Below are 16,123 nucleotides of genomic sequence, written 5' to 3' on the forward strand. Positions count from 1 at the left end.
CTCCCATGCAGCGAAAGAGGTCGGTCAGCGACATGGTCAGTAGGCGTAACGGCGCAACATGCGCTGTTCAACCAACCCAACCAGGCGCGTCAGCGGGAAAGCGATGGCAAAGTAGATCAGCCCGGTGACCGTGAGGAATTCGATCGGCCGCGCCGTGCTGTTGGAGATGTTTTGGCCTACGAACATCAGGTCGGCCACGCCCACCGAAGAGATCAACGCACTCTCCTTGAACAGGCTGACCACGTTCGACAGCAGCGGCGGCACCGCACGCAGCAGCGTCTGCGGGAAGATCACGTACAGCGTCTTCACCGAACGGTTCAGGCCCAGCGCCACGCAGGCGTCGTGCTGCTCGCTGGCGATCGACTTCAGGGCGCCACGGAACGTTTCGCAGGTGATCGCCGCCATGAACAAGGTCAGGGCGATGGCCACCGAGGCGTAGGCCGGAATCGCCAGGCGGAACACCACCGGCAGGCAGAAGAAGATCCAGAACAGCTGGATCAGCAGCGGCGTGCCACGGAAGAACTCGACGAACAGGGTCACCGGCCAAGCCACCCAGCGCGAGGGCGAGCGTTTCAGCAGGCTGAGGATGAAGCCCAGCAGGCTGCCCAGCAGCGCACAGCCGAAGGTGAAGGCCACCGTCAGGCCGAGGCCTTCGAGCAGCACGCTCCAGAACGGCAGCACCGCGGAAAAATTCAGGTCCATGCTCTCCCCTCCCCTAGCGTTGCATCGCAGCGTCCTGGCGACGCTCGATCAGGTGGGCCAGTTTGGAAATCGGCAGCGACAGGGCGAAGTACACCAGCGCCACCACCGAGTAGGTTTCCAGCGGGCGGTAGGCATCGGTGGCCAGGCCCTTGGCCACGTACATCAGGTCGGAGATGGCGACGATGGCCACCAGCGCGCTCTGCTGCAGCGAGCCGATGCCGTTGGTCAGCAGCACTGGCAAGGCCGAACGCAGGGCCTGTGGCAGCACCACGTAGAAGGTCCGGTGAAACGGCTTGAGGCCCAGCGCCGTGCAGGCATCCAGGTGCTCGCGTGGCACCGCCTGCACCCCGGCCCGGTAGGCCTCGGCATTGAACGCCGTGAGGTTCAGGCCCAGGGCCAGAATGCCCATCAGCATGGGGTCGACGAACACATCGACCATCATCGGGATGCAGTAGAAGAACCAGACGATCTGCAGCAACGCCGGGGTGCAGCGAAAGAACTCGATGAACAGCTGCGCCGGCCAGCGCAGGATGGCCCAGCGGCTCATCACCAGCAGGCACAGCAGAAAGCCCAGCACCAGGCCCATCAGGTTAGCCGCCAGCGCCAGCTGGAGGGTCACCTTGAGGCCTTCGAACAGCACCCCGACACTGTGCTGCAAAAACGCGAAATCAAATTGGTAATGCATGGCCTGTCTCACTCCAGGTGAAGGACTTTCTCCAGGAATTCCCGGGTCCGCGGCTGCTTGGGGGCGGTGAACATCTGCGCGGGCGGGCCCTGTTCGACCACCTTGCCGTTGGCGCAGAACACCACCCGGGTGGCGATGTCGCGGGCGAAATGCATGTCGTGGGTGACGATGATCATGGCCATCTTCTGCTCGGCCAGCTGCAGCATCACGTTCTGCACCTCGATGACCATTTCCGGGTCCAGCGCCGAGGTCACTTCATCGAACAGCATCAGCTTGGGTTCGAGCATCAGCGCCCGGGCGATCGCCACGCGCTGCTTCTGGCCACCGGACAGCTGGCTGGGATAGGCGTTGAGCTTGCTCTCCAGGCCCAGGCGCGCCAGGTACTTGCGTGCGCGCTCGGTGGCCTCGGCCTTGGACAACCCAGCAATTTTCACCGGTGCCAGAATCAGGTTGCTGAGCACCGACAGGTGGGGGAACAGGGTGTAGTGCTGGAACACCATGCCGATCTGCTTCTGCAGGCCGGCGTCGATGCGCGCGCGGCCCTTGCCGGCGCCATTGATGTAGGGCTGGCCCTGGAAGCTGATCTGCCCGCGCTGGATGTCATCCAGGCCCATCATCACCCGCAGCAAGGTACTCTTGCCGCTGCCGCTGGGGCCGATGATCACCAGGCGGTCGTCGGCGCGCATGTCCAGGTTCAGGCCGTCCATGACCACCAGGCTTTCACCGTACGATTTATACACGTCGCGGAACTGGACGAAGTCGCCAGCCGCCGTCAACGGGGTAACACCCTGAGCGGAAAGGGATGAGGGAGCCACAGCTTTGATTTCCGTTGAGAACATGGGATTTTCCTCGCAGCGCAGCGCGCCTGATGGAACTGACCAATTCACCGGTGGCCGCGCGCAGGCGCCCACCCCGCCGTCATCGCGCTTGCGCCAGCGATGCCTTGATACTGGCCTGCACCAGGCCATCGATGGCCCCGTCGGCTTTCTTGCGGGCGATGAAGGCATTGAACTCATCGATGTCCGCCGCCGGGGTTTCCTTGCGCAGGCCAAAGGCGATGCCCTGCTTGCCCAGCATGGGCATTGGGGTGAAGGTGGTGGCCCAGTCGCCATGGGCGGCGGTGAGCAGCTGGTTGGTCATGTTGTCGTCGGCCAGCAGGTCGGCGCGCTTGGACATCAGGGCCAGGCGGGTTTCATCGAAGCCTGGCAGGCGCATGATCCTGGCCTGCTTGAACTCAGCGGAAATGGCTTTGTCGGCGGCCGTGCCAGACATCACCACGATGTTCAGCGCAGGCTTGTCGATGTCGGCCAGGCTGTTGATCTGCCGGGGCAGTTTCGGGTTGTTCTGGTTGTAGGTGAAGTTGATGCTGTAATCCACGGCAGGCTCGGTGAAGGCGATGGCCTGGCGCCGCTGCGGGGTGTCGTTGAGCGACACCGACACATCCCATTTCTGTGACTGCAGCCCGGCGACGATGCTGTCCCAGTTGCTGTCGACGAACTCGACCTTGACTTTCAGCACCTCTTCGCCGAACTGGCGGCACAGCGTGGGGAACACGCCGCTGTATTCGCCGCTTTTCGGGTCACGCATGACATAGGGCGGCGAAACCGCCGCGCCGCAGCGCAACACACCGGCCTGGCGTACCTCGGCCCAGGTGCCGTCCTGCGCGGCCTGGGCGGGTGCGCCCAGTACCAGGGCGCCGAGCACGGCAACGGTTGCCAGCGCCTGGCGCCACGGTTGAATGACCTGAATCATGGTTCGAACCTCTCGTGTTGTTCTTGTTTTTTCAATGCCCCGCTGCAGCAGCGGGGCGAGCGGTTACTGCGCGTGCCCGGCAGTGCTGGCCAGTTCGAAAATCGCCTCCACTTCCACCGCCACATTGCGCGGCAGCGAGCTGCAGCCCACGGCCGCACGGGCATGCCGGCCACTGTCGCCGAGCACGCCGATAATCAGGTCGGACGCGCCGTTGAGTACCTTGGGATGGTCAGCGAACCCCGGTACCGCGTTGACGAAACCGCCCAGGCGCACGCAACCGGCCACCTTGGCAAAATCCCCGGCGACGAACCGGTCCACCTGTACCAGGATGTTCAAGGCGCACAGTTGCGCCGCTGCCTGGCCCTGCTCCAGGGACAATTCACCGCCCAGTTGCCCAACGAAGCGGTCGACCCCGCCGGCCACCGGCACCTGCCCCGAGACGTACAGCAGGTTGCCCACCTGGCGCGTGGCGGCGAAGTTGGCGCCGGGTTTGGGCGCATCGGGGTACTCATGCCCCAGTGCAGCCAGCCGTTGTTTCAGTGTTTGAGCCATATGCCCACCTTTGCTTGGCGTTCGTGTGTGCTTTCAATGGGCGCGGCAACTGCCTGCCGCGCCCCACTCAACGGGCGCTCAACGCGCCTGGGAGTGCGCCCGGTCGAGCTTGCCGCCGCTGAACACCACCCCGTGGAAGCGCTCGGCATAGGCCTGGGTGATCTTGCCGTTGGCAAGGTCTTGCTCGATCAGCTCGAAGCTGCGCTTGAGCGGGTCGCCATAGCCGCCGCCACCGGCCTGCTCATGGCGGATGATCGCGTCGCGGCCCAGGTTCATGGTGAACTTGCTCGGCAGTGGCTGCAGTTCGTTGTTGACCCGCAGGTAGTTGGCCGAACAGGCGCCAGGCTTGCCGCCGAACAACCCGTAGGGTGCGTGCACGGCGCGGTCGGAGCGGATCTGCGCAACGACCTCCTCGGACAGGATGCGGTACTCGCGCACCAGGCCCAGGCCACCGCGGTACTCGCCGGCACCGCCGGAATCGGTGGCAAAGCCATAGGCCTCCATGACGATCGGGTAGCGGGCCTCAAGGGTTTCGATGGGCATGTTCGACATGTTCTGCGAGGGGTTGGTGACCCCTTCGATGCCATCCTTGTTGTGCCGGCCGCCCCAGGCGCCGTTGATCATGTCGACCAGGATGTAGGGTTCGGTCGACTGCTCGACGTAACCGCTCAGGGCAATCACGGTATTGCCGCCCTCACCTGCCGCCATCACTTTCTTCGGCGCGATCTGCGCCACGGCGCCGAGCACGCAGTCCACCACCCGGTAGCCGGTCAGGGCACGTGCCGCCACCGGCGCCGGCATGTTCGGGTTGAGAATCGAGCCTTGCGGCGCGGTGATGTCGATGCAGCGGTAAACCCCGGCGTTGTTCGGCACATCGGCGTCCAGCGCGCAGCGGATGCTCAGGTAGGTGGCCGACTTGACGAACGACAGCGTCGAGTTGATCGCGCCACGCACTTGCGGCGAGGAACCGGCGAAGTCCACCGACAGGCGGTCGCCCTTGACGGTAACGGCGCACTTGATCGGAATCGGCGTTTCGCAGAAGCCGTCGTTGTCGATGTGGTCGAGGAATTCGTAGGTGCCGTCCGGCCAGGCCTCGATGGCCTTGCGGGTCAGGCGCTCGCCGTAGTCGAGCAGTTCATCGAAGTAATCGCGCAGGCCCTGCTCGCCGTAGCGGTCGAACAGGCGCACCAGCTCACGCTCGCCGATGTTGCAGGTGGCCAGCTGGGCACCGAGGTCACCCAGCACCAAGTCCGGCAGGCGCACGTTCTTCTTGATGATTTCGAACAGCGTCTCGTTTTCCACACCTTGGGTGTAGAGCTTGGTCGGTGGAATGCGCAGGCCTTCCTGGAAGATCTCCGTGGAGTCCGCGGCGTTCGAGCCTGGCACCCGGCCACCGACGTCGCAGTGGTGGGCGATCACCACCGAGAACCCCTGCAGCCGTTCCTTGAAGAAGATCGGCTTGAACATGAAGATGTCCGGCAGGTGCATGCCGCCTTCATAGGGGTCGTTGAGGATGATCACATCGCCCGGCGCAACATTGTTGGCGTACTTGGCGATGATCACATCGATTGCATCGGGCACCGCGCCCAGGTGCAGGGCCACGGTCTTGGCCTGGGCCAGGATGCGCCCGGCGGCGTCGCACATGGTTACCGAATAGTCGAGCACGTCGCGGATGATGGGCGAGCGCGCAGTGCGCATTACCGCGAAGGCCATGTCATCGACAATGGTGTCCAGCGCGTTCTTGACGACGGCGAAGGTAATGGGGTCAACGTTACGTTGGGTCATGGCTGCTCCGCAAATATCAGGCAAGGGTGGCGATTACGCTGCCGATCGAATCGACGGTGGCGCGCCAGCGAGGTGGAATGACGATGGTGGTGTCGGTGCTTTCCAGAATCACCGGGCCCACCACTTCGCCGGTCAGCGCCGCACGCGGCAGGATGGGCGTGTCGACCCAGCCGCTCTGGCGGTCGAAGTACACCTTGCGGCTGCTGCGTTCGGCGGCCTGCTCCTGGCCCTTGCGGGTGCGCAGGTCGTTGAAGTCCAGGGTCTTGGTGGCAACGCCGCGGGCCAGCAGGCGCAGGTTGGCGCACTCGATGGCGTCCTTGGAGGCATAGCCGTACATGGCGGTGTAGGCTGCCAGGAAGTCGCTGCGCAGTTGGGCGCGGGCTGACTCGTCCAGCTTGGCCGGCACGCGCACCGGCAATTCGTAGTCCTGGCCACGGAAGCGCATGTCCAGGTCGAAGACGTACTCGATGCGGTCGGCGCTGTAGCCTTCGGCGGCCAGCGCCTGTTGGGCCTGGGTGCGCATCTTGGCGATCTGCTGGTCAAGGCCCGCCAGGTCGAGGGCGTCCAGTTGCTGCAGCGAGGGGTGCACGAAGTAGCGCTCCACTGCACCGGCGAGCATGCCCATGGCGGTGAACACCCCGGGGGCTGCCGGGAACACCACGCGCTCCATGTCCAGGGCGCGGGCCAGGTCGCAGGCATGCACCGGGCCGGAACCACCGAAGGCGGTGAGGGTGAAGTCACGTGGGTCGACGCCGCGCTCGACGGTAACCGCCTTGATGGTGCGCGCCATGTTGACGTTGACCACCTCGCGGATTCCCACCGCGGCCTCTTCCACGCTGATGCCCAGGGGGCCTGCCAACAGGGTTTCGACGGCGTCGCGCGCCGCGCCGATGTTCAGCTGCATGGTGCCGCTGGCCAGGCTCTGGGGCAGGAAGCCGAGGATGGCGTTGGCATCGGTTACCGTCGGTTTCTCGCCACCGATGCCGTAGCACACAGGCCCCGGGAAGGCACCGGCGGACACCGGGCCGACATTGAGCAGGCCACCGGCATCGAGCCAGGCAATGGAGCCTGCGCCGCTGCCGACTTCGGCCACGTCGATGGTGGGCACCCGCATCATGTAGCCACCGGCCTTGATGAAGCGGCTTGGCGTGGAGATACCGGCGCGGAACTCATACTCGTTGGTGCGGGCCAGCTCGCCGTTGTGGATCAGCGAGGCCGAGGCGGTGGTGCCGCCCATGTCGAACACCACCAGGTCCTTGTCGTTGCGCGCCTGGCCCAGGCGGCCGGCGCCCACCACACCGGCCGAGCGGCCTGAGGAGATGAAGAACACCGGGGTGTCCTGGGCGATGCTGGCGCTGGACAGGCCGCCGTTGGAGTTGCTGACCAGCAGCGGTGCTTTCACGCCAATGCGCTTGAGGCCCGACTCCAGGCGTTGCAGGTAGGTGCGCAGGGCCGGCAGCACGTAGGCGTTGACCACGGTGGTGGAGGTGCGCTCGTACTCGCGCATTTCCGGCAGTACGGAAATCGAGGCGGTCACGCTGATATCCGGGAAGTGCTGCTGGAAGGCTTCCAGCGCGGCGGCTTCGTTGGCCTTGTTCTTGTAGGCGTTGATGAAGCAGATGGCGACTGACTCGACCCCTTCTTTCTGGAAGAAGCGCCCGGCTTCGAGCACTTGGTCAACCGGGGTGGGCCGCAGCACTTCGCCGCTGGCCAGTACGCGCTCATCGATCTCGTAGCGGTAGCGGCGCTCTACCAGGGGCACGGGCTTGTCCCAGGACAGGTCGAACATGGTGGGTGTGCGCACCCGGCCGATTTCCAGCACATCGCGAAAGCCCTTGGTGGTGAGCAGGCCACACTTGGCGCCGACTTTCTGCAGCATGGTGTTGGACCCCACGGTGGTGCCGTGCAACACCTCGGTCACGTCGCTGGTGGCCAGCCCCGCTTGCTCCAGGATGCGTGCAACACCGGTGAGCACGGCCTCCTCGGGCGCCGCCGGGGTGGACGATACCTTCGTGAAAGTGACCTGGCCTTGGTCATCGAGCAGAACCAGGTCGGTGAACGTGCCACCAATATCAACGCCAATGCGTGCGCTTGCCATATGCAGTCCATCCGTTCAGTGAGTGCGCGGTATGTCGTATCGCGAAATCTCGACAGGCAGTGGGTTCGGCTGAGTCCGAAAGTGCGGGCCGTTCGTGCCTGCCATGTGCCGTTTCGCCTGGATCTATTTTGTCGACCTAATGCCGACATGTGTCAACCGTGCTTGTCGCAGATTCGTATGAGATTTTTGTTATCCAATTGATTTTTAACGTTTTAAAAAACTGAAAAATTCAAAAACGACACGTCGACGGGATGGGTTATTGACAGGGAAAGTGATCAGGAACAGCATTGATGTCGACATTTGGTCGACTTAAAAAACGCAAAAAACAGCTGCATAACCGATTGGAATGAGGGTTTTCAGATGCCGATAGTGAGAGTCGAATTGCTGGCCGGTAGGTCGCAGGAGCAGAAGAACGAGCTGGCCGAGGTGCTGACGCGGGAGACGTCGAGAATCGCCCGGTGCCCAGAGGAGCACATTCAGGTGATCATCAGCGAATATGCCCGTTCGGATTGGGCGGTGGGTGGGGTGATGAATTCGGTGGTGAAGCAGGCCACCTGATGGCCCCCATCTCCAGGCCAGCGCCGCCCCGGTAGGAGCGAGCGCAGCTCGCGATGGCGCGCGCAGCGGCCCCAGGTCTTCAGCTTCGCAGCAAATAACGCTGGGGCTGCTTTGCAGCCCATCGCGAGCTGCGCTCGCTCCTACCGGGTCCTGTGGGAGCGGCCCGCGAAGCAGGCGACGCGGCGGATTGCACCGGCTACGCCGGTGTTCGCGGGCTGCGCTGTCGCACAGGGAACATTGCCTGCCACCGCGCAGCAATGCGTGGGTGCCCAAAATGCGATACGCGAACACCACCGATTGACCTACACCGCAACCCTGGCCTGCCGATCCAGCGCCCATCTCCAGGCCTGCGCCGCCCCCGGTAGGAGCGAGCGCAGCTCGCGATGGGGCGCGCAGCGGCCCCAGGTCTTCAGCTTCGCAGCTCATCACGCTGGGGCTGCTTTGCAGCCCATCGCGAGCTGCGCTCGCTCCTACCACCAGGGGCGGACCGCGGTGCCTGCTTCAGGCCTGCGGGTAGTTCAGGCTCATGCTCGCCGTGATGTTGCGGTCGAGGAACTGCATGAACCGGCCCTTGAACTGGGCGGCATGCTGGTGGGCCAACTCCTCGGCAAGATCGGCATCCTTCGCCGCAATGGCGTCGACGATCTGCGCATGGTCGCGGCCGATTTCCTCGGCGGTCATGTGTTCATCCAAGGTCTGGAACTCGAAGTGCAAATGCAGCATGCGCCTGCCCTCCTCCAGCAAACGCCGGTACAGGTCGGCGAAATACACATTGTGCCCGCCTTTGGCGATGGCCATGTGGAACTCGTAATTCTTCTCGATCATCGCCTGGCTGGTGCCATTCTTCACGCAGCTGGCAATCGCTTTCTCGTACGCCTTCTGTGCCGTGCGCATGTCGGCCAGCTCCAGCGCCGAGCGGTGCAAGGCCGCCAAGCGGGTGGTCACCCGCTGCAACAGGTCGAGGGCATCGAGAAATTCAGGGATACGGCGAAAATCCATCTGCGAAACGATGGTGCTGCGGTTGGGCAGGATCGACACCAAGCCATCGCCCGACAAACGCACCAGGGCCTCGCGAATCGGCGAGCGCGACAGGTCGAAGCGCTCGGACAGCCCGATTTCATCCAGCGCCGTGCCCGGCGCCAGTTTCATGGTGAGAATTTCATCGCGCAGCACGGCATAGACGCGCGAAGCACCGGTTGCTTTCTGAGCTTGAGGTTCTGTAACTTTGGCCATGTTCCGGGTTCCTAGGGGGCAGGCAACGCGAGTAGGCCTGACTGCAAAGACGCACTATACCTCAGCACCCAGGTGTCGACAAAGTGCCGACACTGGGCTACCGAAGGCTGCCATTCAGGTTACAACCCCTCTCCCGGCAACTCCATACCTGCCGCTAAGGCCGGAAGTCTTCCAGGCTGAAGCCGGTGGCATAAGGGTCTGACTCGTCCACGTAGTGCTCGCTGCGGCCAGTGATCCAGGCACGCCCCTCGATACTCGGGAACACCGCCTGCAACCCCGACGCCAGCGCTGTCTCGGCTTCGACACGGCCAATGAAAGTGCTGCCGATGATGCTCTCGTGCCGGTACGGCTGCCCCACTTCAAGCAGGCCACGGGCATGGCGCTGCGCCACCCTGGCCGAGGTGCCCGTGCCACAGGGCGAACGGTCGATGATGTGGTCGCCAGCAATGACCACGCCTCGCCCATCGGACCCTTCGGCCTGCGCGGCACCGGTCCACATGCAGTGCTTCACGCCACGGATCAGCGGGAAGTCGGGATGCACCACCTCCACGGCCTGATTGACCTGGTCACGCAACTGCCGCCCCATCTGCAGCAACTGCTCCGGGCTGTAGCACTCGGCGCCGGGGAAGTTCGGCTGAACCTCGACAATCGGGTAGAAATTGCCGCCGTAGGCCACGTCCACGGTGAGTTCGCCCAGGGCCGGAATGCTCACCTTCAGGTCTTTGTGCAACAGGAACGAGGCGACATTGGTGAAACGCACGCCGGTCACCCGCTCGCCATCGAAGCTGTAGCGGGCGGTCACTTGCCCGGCAGGCACGTCGATCACCACCACCCCGGGGGTTTTGGGCTCGACCAGCCCCGCCTCGATGGCAAAGGTAACCGAACCCACGGTGGCATGGCCACACATCGGCAGGCAGCCGGAGGTTTCGATGAACAGCAGGCTGAAATCGGCGTTGGCCGACAGCGGCGGGTAGAACAGCGTACCCGACATGTTCGGGTGGCCTTTGGGTTCGAGCATCAAGGCGCTGCGCAGCCAGTCATGGTGCTCGACGAAGTGCAGCCGCCGGGCATTCATGTCGGCGCCTTCAAGCGCCGGTGCGCCGCTGATCACCATGCGAACCGGCATGCCGCCGGTGTGGCCTTCGATGCATTTATAGACGGAACGAGCCATGGGGGTCCTCGGTCAGTGCGAAAGGTGAAATGACGGCGCCTGGCGCAATGGCGCAGGCGCCGTGCGGGTCAATTGCTGGCGGCCAACGAAATGTCCACCGCGTGCTTGGCCATCTTGTCCATCTCGCCGGAGGCGATCTTGGCCTCGATGAAGGCGTCGAGCACGGCGATGTCTTCAGCCGGGGTGTTCTTGTTCACGCCCAGGTTGATGCCTTGCTCGGCAAGCTTGGGCGTGGGCGTGAAGGTCTTGGCCCAGTCCGGGTGCGCCGAGGTCAACAGGGTGTTGGTCATGCTGTCGTCGGCGAGAAAATCGGAACGCTTGGCCATCAGCGACAGCCGCGTTTCATCGAAGCCCGGCAGGCGCACGATCGTGGCTTGCTTGAGCACCGCCGAAATCGCCTTGTCCTGGGCAGTACCCGACATCACCGCAACGCTGATGCCTGGCTTGTCGATATCGGCCATGCCGGCAACGCCGGCGGCCAGTTTCGGGTTCTTGCTGTTGTAGGCGAAGTTGACGCTGTAGCCGATTGCCGGTTTGGAGAACGAGATGGCCTTACGCCGCTCCGGGGTGTCGTTCAATGCCAGGGACAGGTCCCATTTCTGCGACTGCAGCCCGGCGACGATGTTGTCCCAGCTGGTGTCGACGAATTGCACCTTGACCTTCAGCACCTGCTCGCCGAACTGCTTGCACAGGTCTGGGAACAGGCCCGAGTAATCACCGGTTCTGGGGTCGCGCATCACATAGGGCGGCGAGGTGGCCGCACCGCAGCGCAGCACGCCGGCTTCGCGCACGGCTTTCCAGCTGTCGCCAGCATCGGCGGCCATGGCCGAGCTGGCGGAAAAAGCCGCCACCAGTGATACGGCGGTCAACGCTTTGACCCACTTCAAAGGTACCTGGAACATTTCATAGCCTCTCTATTATTCGAATTGGGAAACCACACAGTTTCAAGGCAGTGTCTTTGACGCTACAGCTTCAGTTTCTTGTTGCCTCCTTGCTCACCGGGTGCTGCTGCACACGGCACCGGCCGGGTGCAAAAGCCCTGCATCCAGGCCGCAATACCCTCCCCACCACACGAATATGTTGTCGACCCTTTGCCGACATCTGTCAACGAGTTTTCGCTCAGCTGGAAACGGTAAATTCCTATCCTGTTGTTTTATTTGAACTAAAAATTTAAGCCTGCGTTGTTTGCATGCCTATCGTTGACAAGCCAATCACCCTGAACAACCATGTTGTCGACATCTGATCGACAAAGCCACGCCACAGGCACGCTCCGCTTTGCGTGCAACGTGCGCTGACGTCTTCGGGTAACTCAGGCGTTTGAACAACAACACAAGCGAGACGCACATGACCCAACAGCAATCAGTGATCGTGGTGACCGGGGGCGCAAGCGGCATCGGCGAGGCCACCGTGCGCCGTTTTGCCGGCGAACCAGGCCGCACCGTGGTGATCGGCGATATCAACCTGGAGCGGGCCGAGCGGCTGGCCAGCGAACTGCGCGGCAAGGGTGCAGCGGTGCACGCGCGCAAGCTCGATGTGGCGTCGGAACAGGAGGTGAAGGCGTTCTGCAGGCAGGTGCTCGACACCTATGGCGTGCCCCAGGTGCTGGTCAATTCGGGGGGGCTGCTGCAGAACGCGGTGCACCTGTTCGACCTGGATATCGAAGAATACGACCGCCTGCAGAACGTCAACGTGCGGGGCACCTTGCTGGTGTCGCGGGAGCTGGCCCGGGCCATGTGCGAGACCGGTAGCGGCAGCATCATCAACCTGTGCTCGCTGACCAGCTTCCGCCCTTCGGCGCAGATCGGCTACGCCGTGGGCAAGGCCGGACTGCACATGCTGACCCAGGTGATGGCGGCGCAGTGGGGGCCGCAGGGCGTGCGGGTGAATGCGGTCGCGCCGGGCTATACCCTCACCCCCGCCATGCAGGCGCGAATCGACAGTGGCGAGCGCGACCCGGCAGCGGTGGTGGAAAAGTCGGCCCTGCGCCGCTTCGTCGACCCGGCCGAGGTGGCCGAAACCATCCACTTCCTGTGCTCGCCGGGGGCATCGGCCATCACCGGGGCGATCCTGCCGGTGGATTGTGGTTGGCTGGTGACCTCGGCCTATGCGGCCTATGCCTCGCAACCGAGCTGATGCGCGCAACCAGGGCCGCAACGCGGCCCCGGTGAAAGGTCAGCGGATGTAGCTGCCGCCATTGACGTCCAGGGTGGCGCCATTGAGCGATACCTGCGATGGCCGCAGGGTGAATGCCACCAGCTCGGCGATTTCCGCCGGGCTGGCCATGCGGCCAACGGGAATGTCGGAAACCGCTGCCGCCTCGCCCTGCTGCGCGACAAACTGCTCGGCCATGTCGGTGCGCACCCAGCCCGGTGCAATGGCCACTGCCACCACCCCATCCCCGGCCACGCTGCGGGCCAGCGATTTGGTGAGGTTGATCAGGGCCGCCTTGCTGCAGCCATAGGGCAGTGCATCGGCGGAGTAACCGCGTTGCGCCGCGCGGCTGGCCATGTTGATGATGCGCCCAGCACCGTGGGCACGGTAATGGGTGACGGCCTCGCGGCACAGGTCGGCAGCGGCGAAGAAATTGACCTGAAACTCGCGGCGCCAGGCTTCGCGCCATTGGCTGGACGACGCCTCGAGTGCAACCTCGGTACGAATCCCGGCATTGTTGACCAAGCCGTGAATCCTGCCGCCGCACAGCTCCAGTGCCGTGCGCCACAGTTGCTCGGGGCCAGCCTCCTGGCTGAGGTCGCCCTGCACGATCCAACCTTGGCCACCGATGCGCTGCAGCAACTGCTGCGCACCCTGTGCATCGCGGCTGTAGTGAATCACCGGGCGAGCGCCCTCGGCGGCCAGTTGCTCGACAATCGCGGCACCAATGCCCCCCGATGCCCCGGTGACCAGCACCGTCTGCCCCGCCAGGGGGCGTGTCGCGTCACTCATCTGTGCTCACCTTCCATTGTTTGAATATCGAAGGCCGTCCATGCTCGATGGGCGGTGGCCATGCATGCTATTTTGTGTGCAAATTTGCATTCACATTAAGAATGGCGCTGCCACACTGTCAACCCCCATCGAAACATTGATGAAGTCGCCGTGCTTGAACGGCTCGCGACGTGCGATTTACAACAGAAAATCCAAACCTGTACGTGAGAGAAAATGGATTTAACTCACCTTTTGTTGGCGCCAAGCTACATCCGCGCATGCACTGCGCCTGGGCTGCCACCCGCGGCCCAGGGCGAGCGTTGTGCAACGGATTGAGAACGTTCCAACAACAATGACCGAGTTCTTCCATGTCCAATACCGCACTTGCTCCTGGCCTGAAACAGCGCCATGTCACCATGCTTTCGATCGCCGGCGTGATCGGCGCAGGGCTGTTCGTGTTCTCCGGCCACGCCATCGCCAAGGCAGGGCCTGCGGCGCTGCTCGCGTACCTGTGTACCGGTGCCTTGGTGGTGCTGGTGATGCGCATGCTGGGCGAAATGGCAGTCGCCTCGCCTGACACCGGCTCGTTTTCCACCTACGCCGACCGCGCCATTGGCCGCTGGGCGGGGTTCAGCATTGGCTGGCTGTACTGGTGGTTCTGGGTGCTGGCCATCCCGCTGGAAGCCATTGCCGCTGCCAATATCCTCAATGCCTGGATGCCGACGGTGGACACCTGGGTGTTCGCTTCGGCGGTGATCGTGCTGGTGACCGGGTCGAACTTCTTCAGCGTTGCGCGCTACGGTGAGTTCGAGTTCTGGTTCGGCTTGCTGAAGATTCTGGCCATCCTCGGCTTCATTGCCCTGTGCAGCGCCGCCTTGCTGGACCTGCTGCCCGAGCGCCCGGTCAGTGGCCTGCAGCGCCTGATGGCCGAACATGGCGGCTTCGCCCCCAATGGCCTGCAGGCCATTGTCGGTGCCATGCTCACCACCATGTTCAGCTTTATCGGCGCCGAGGTGGTGACCATCGCCGCAGCGGAATCACGCAACCCCGCACGGCAGATCACCCGCGCCACCAACTCGGTGGTATGGCGGATTTGCGTGTTCTATCTGCTGTCCATCGGGCTGATTTTGTCGATCGTGCCATGGGACGACCCGCGCTTGCCCGAGGTCGGCTCCTTCCAGCGCACGCTGGAGATCCTGCAGGTGCCCAATGCCAAGCTGCTGATGGATATCGTGGTGCTGGTGGCGGTGGCCAGTTGCATGAACTCGCAGGTGTACACCGGTTCGCGGATGCTTTATTCGCTGGCCAAGCGGGGCGATGCACCGGCGTTCCTGGGCCGTACCACCCAGGCCAAGGTGCCACGGGCAGCGGTGGCCGCGACCACGGTGCTGGGCGTGGTGGCCACGTTCATCAACTATTTCGCACCGCAAAGCGTATTCGCGTTCCTGCTGGCCACCTCGGGCGCGGTGGCCCTGCTGGTGTACCTGGTGATTGCGGTTTCCCAGCTGCGCCTGAGGAAGAAGCTGCTGGCCAGCGGCGCACCGCTGCAGTGCCGCATGTGGCTGTTCCCCTGGCTGACCTGGGCGGTGATCGCCTTCATCAGTGGGGCACTGGCGAGCATGTGCTTCATCCCGGCGTACCGCACCGAAATCGTCGCCACGGGGCTGTTGGCCATCGTCATCATTTGCCTGGGGTTGTTGAGCGCCCGCAGGCGCGAGCGTGCGGGCGTAGTGCTGCCCTGCTGACAGGCACTCATCTCCCTGGTAGGAGCGAGCGCAGCTCGCGATGGGGCGCGCAGCGGCCCCAGGCTTTGAGCTTCGCGGCTCATCGCGCCGGGGCTGCTTTGCAGCCCATCGCGAGCTGCGCTCGCTCCTACAGGGGGATCGCGGCGCGGCGGTGGTGGCTGCGTTACAGGAAGGTGAACACCGTCGAGGCCGGCAAGCGCGACTTGCTCAGGCCGGCGTTGAAGTCGGCCTCGCTGCGGTAACCCAGGCTCAGCACCACCACGCTGGTGTAGCCCTGCTCGCGCAGGCCCAGTTCGGCATCCATCACCTTGGCGTCGAACCCTTCGATGGGCGTGGCATCCAGGCCGTGGGCGGCGGCGCCAAGCAGCGCGGTGCCCAGGGCCAGGTAGGTCTGCTTTTCCATCCAGTGTTGCTGGTCCTTGAGGTCGAAGCGATGCAGGTCGACATAGCCGCGGCGGGTCTGGTCCTGCCCGGCGCGGGCCTGTTCGTCACGGAAGCGGCCATCGGCCTGCTCCTGGTCGAGCACCGCCTGCAGGTGCGCTTCGCTCATCTCGGTGCGGGTGCAGAACACGATCACGTGGGAGGCATCGAGCACCTTTGGCGTGTTGTAGGCGAAACGGCCCTCGGTGGCCTTGGCCAGGCGCGCCTTGCCCTCGGGGCTGTCGGCAACGATGAAGTGCCAGGGCTGCGAGTTGACCGAGGATGGGCTGTGGCGCAGTTGTTCAAGCAGGGCGTCGACGGTGGCCTGGGGGATCTTGCGGGCGGCATCGTAGGCCTTGGTGGTATAGCGGCGCTTGGCCAGGGTGACGGTGTCCATGCTGCAACTCCAAATAGCGGAACGGGATGTGAGGCGCATATTAACGTTCCCGAACATCTGAAAAAGCGGCAAAATGAAGCAACACTTTCACCCCTGGAGTGAA

15 protein-coding genes are annotated in these 16,123 nt (G+C 63.8%); 3 read left to right on the forward strand and 12 right to left on the reverse strand.

The annotated features are described in order from the left end of the window. Positions 1 to 36: 36 nt before the first annotated feature. From F3J44_RS18720 to F3J44_RS18750, 7 genes are all read right to left on the reverse strand, one after another. Positions 37 to 702: an amino acid ABC transporter permease gene (locus F3J44_RS18720; RefSeq protein ID WP_167055949.1), complete on the reverse strand. Its 666-nt coding sequence runs from the start codon at positions 700 to 702 to the stop codon at positions 37 to 39. A gap of 13 nt (positions 703 to 715) precedes the next feature. Continuing rightward, positions 716 to 1,387, reverse strand: coding sequence for an amino acid ABC transporter permease (locus F3J44_RS18725; RefSeq protein ID WP_167055952.1), 672 nt, complete (start codon positions 1,385 to 1,387; stop codon positions 716 to 718). An 8-nt stretch (positions 1,388 to 1,395) separates the two neighbouring features. Then, positions 1,396 to 2,094, reverse strand: coding sequence for an amino acid ABC transporter ATP-binding protein (locus F3J44_RS18730; RefSeq protein WP_205299995.1), 699 nt, complete (start codon positions 2,092 to 2,094; stop codon positions 1,396 to 1,398). 211 nt (positions 2,095 to 2,305) lie between these two features. Beyond that, positions 2,306 to 3,139 (reverse strand): ABC transporter substrate-binding protein, encoded by an 834-nt coding sequence (locus F3J44_RS18735; protein WP_167274931.1) that lies wholly within the window; start codon positions 3,137 to 3,139, stop codon positions 2,306 to 2,308. Between the two features lie 63 nt (positions 3,140 to 3,202). After that, positions 3,203 to 3,691: a RidA family protein gene (locus F3J44_RS18740; protein WP_167055963.1), complete on the reverse strand. Its 489-nt coding sequence runs from the start codon at positions 3,689 to 3,691 to the stop codon at positions 3,203 to 3,205. Between the two features lie 78 nt (positions 3,692 to 3,769). Further along, positions 3,770 to 5,476, reverse strand: coding sequence for a hydantoinase B/oxoprolinase family protein (locus F3J44_RS18745; protein WP_167055967.1), 1,707 nt, complete (start codon positions 5,474 to 5,476; stop codon positions 3,770 to 3,772). Positions 5,477 to 5,492: 16 nt separating this feature from the next. Beyond that, positions 5,493 to 7,574 (reverse strand): hydantoinase/oxoprolinase family protein, encoded by a 2,082-nt coding sequence (locus tag F3J44_RS18750; protein WP_167274934.1) that lies wholly within the window; start codon positions 7,572 to 7,574, stop codon positions 5,493 to 5,495. Positions 7,575 to 7,934: 360 nt separating this feature from the next. On the opposite strand from F3J44_RS18750, the gene F3J44_RS18755 reads away from it, so the two are divergent. After that, entirely contained in the window at positions 7,935 to 8,132 is a 198-nt protein-coding gene (locus tag F3J44_RS18755) for a 2-hydroxymuconate tautomerase (RefSeq protein WP_167274936.1), read from the forward strand. Between the two features lie 501 nt (positions 8,133 to 8,633). Here the strand turns inward: F3J44_RS18755 and F3J44_RS18760 are convergent. From F3J44_RS18760 to F3J44_RS18770, 3 genes are all read right to left on the reverse strand, one after another. Continuing rightward, the gene (locus tag F3J44_RS18760; protein ID WP_167055976.1) at positions 8,634 to 9,365 is read right to left on the reverse strand and encodes a GntR family transcriptional regulator; all 732 of its coding nucleotides are present in this window, start codon (positions 9,363 to 9,365) and stop codon (positions 8,634 to 8,636) included. Positions 9,366 to 9,519: 154 nt separating this feature from the next. Continuing rightward, positions 9,520 to 10,536, reverse strand: a complete 1,017-nt coding sequence (locus F3J44_RS18765; protein ID WP_167055979.1) for a 4-hydroxyproline epimerase — start codon at positions 10,534 to 10,536, stop codon at positions 9,520 to 9,522. Between the two features lie 68 nt (positions 10,537 to 10,604). Then, positions 10,605 to 11,438, reverse strand: a complete 834-nt coding sequence (locus F3J44_RS18770) for an ABC transporter substrate-binding protein (protein ID WP_167274939.1) — start codon at positions 11,436 to 11,438, stop codon at positions 10,605 to 10,607. A gap of 442 nt (positions 11,439 to 11,880) precedes the next feature. Between F3J44_RS18770 and F3J44_RS18775 the strand changes: the two genes are divergently transcribed. Beyond that, positions 11,881 to 12,669 carry an SDR family NAD(P)-dependent oxidoreductase gene (locus tag F3J44_RS18775; RefSeq protein WP_167274941.1) on the forward strand — a complete coding sequence of 263 codons (789 nt, stop codon included), beginning with the start codon at positions 11,881 to 11,883 and terminating at the stop codon, positions 12,667 to 12,669. Positions 12,670 to 12,708: 39 nt separating this feature from the next. Here F3J44_RS18775 and F3J44_RS18780 read toward each other — a convergent pair whose 3' ends face one another. Beyond that, on the reverse strand, positions 12,709 to 13,479 hold the full coding sequence (locus tag F3J44_RS18780) for an SDR family NAD(P)-dependent oxidoreductase (protein WP_167274944.1): 771 nt from the start codon (positions 13,477 to 13,479) through the stop codon (positions 12,709 to 12,711). Positions 13,480 to 13,826: 347 nt separating this feature from the next. Between F3J44_RS18780 and gabP the strand changes: the two genes are divergently transcribed. Next, entirely contained in the window at positions 13,827 to 15,203 is a 1,377-nt protein-coding gene (gabP, locus tag F3J44_RS18785; RefSeq protein ID WP_167274946.1) for a GABA permease, read from the forward strand. Between the two features lie 163 nt (positions 15,204 to 15,366). Here gabP and nfsB read toward each other — a convergent pair whose 3' ends face one another. Further along, on the reverse strand, positions 15,367 to 16,020 hold the full coding sequence (nfsB, locus tag F3J44_RS18790; RefSeq protein WP_167274949.1) for an oxygen-insensitive NAD(P)H nitroreductase: 654 nt from the start codon (positions 16,018 to 16,020) through the stop codon (positions 15,367 to 15,369). Positions 16,021 to 16,123 lie beyond the last annotated feature (103 nt).

This window comes from Pantoea sp. Tr-811, assembly GCF_011752535.1.
Classification (GTDB): domain Bacteria; phylum Pseudomonadota; class Gammaproteobacteria; order Pseudomonadales; family Pseudomonadaceae; genus Aquipseudomonas.

Excerpts from the sequence above, each read along its gene's own strand:
- F3J44_RS18720 (WP_167055949.1), bottom strand. The coding sequence starts at position 702 with ATGGACCTGAATTTTTCCGCGGTGCTGCCGTTCTGGAGCGTGCTGCTC.
- F3J44_RS18725 (WP_167055952.1), bottom strand. The coding sequence starts at position 1,387 with ATGCATTACCAATTTGATTTCGCGTTTTTGCAGCACAGTGTCGGGGTG.
- F3J44_RS18730 (WP_205299995.1), bottom strand. The coding sequence starts at position 2,094 with ATGGACGGCCTGAACCTGGACATGCGCGCCGACGACCGCCTGGTGATC.
- F3J44_RS18735 (WP_167274931.1), bottom strand. The coding sequence starts at position 3,139 with ATGATTCAGGTCATTCAACCGTGGCGCCAGGCGCTGGCAACCGTTGCC.
- F3J44_RS18740 (WP_167055963.1), bottom strand. The coding sequence starts at position 3,691 with ATGGCTCAAACACTGAAACAACGGCTGGCTGCACTGGGGCATGAGTAC.
- F3J44_RS18745 (WP_167055967.1), bottom strand. The coding sequence starts at position 5,476 with ATGACCCAACGTAACGTTGACCCCATTACCTTCGCCGTCGTCAAGAAC.
- F3J44_RS18750 (WP_167274934.1), bottom strand. The coding sequence starts at position 7,574 with ATGGCAAGCGCACGCATTGGCGTTGATATTGGTGGCACGTTCACCGAC.
- F3J44_RS18755 (WP_167274936.1), top strand. The coding sequence starts at position 7,935 with ATGCCGATAGTGAGAGTCGAATTGCTGGCCGGTAGGTCGCAGGAGCAG.
- F3J44_RS18760 (WP_167055976.1), bottom strand. The coding sequence starts at position 9,365 with ATGGCCAAAGTTACAGAACCTCAAGCTCAGAAAGCAACCGGTGCTTCG.
- F3J44_RS18765 (WP_167055979.1), bottom strand. The coding sequence starts at position 10,536 with ATGGCTCGTTCCGTCTATAAATGCATCGAAGGCCACACCGGCGGCATG.
- F3J44_RS18770 (WP_167274939.1), bottom strand. The coding sequence starts at position 11,438 with ATGTTCCAGGTACCTTTGAAGTGGGTCAAAGCGTTGACCGCCGTATCA.
- F3J44_RS18775 (WP_167274941.1), top strand. The coding sequence starts at position 11,881 with ATGACCCAACAGCAATCAGTGATCGTGGTGACCGGGGGCGCAAGCGGC.
- F3J44_RS18780 (WP_167274944.1), bottom strand. The coding sequence starts at position 13,479 with ATGAGTGACGCGACACGCCCCCTGGCGGGGCAGACGGTGCTGGTCACC.
- gabP (WP_167274946.1), top strand. The coding sequence starts at position 13,827 with ATGTCCAATACCGCACTTGCTCCTGGCCTGAAACAGCGCCATGTCACC.
- nfsB (WP_167274949.1), bottom strand. The coding sequence starts at position 16,020 with ATGGACACCGTCACCCTGGCCAAGCGCCGCTATACCACCAAGGCCTAC.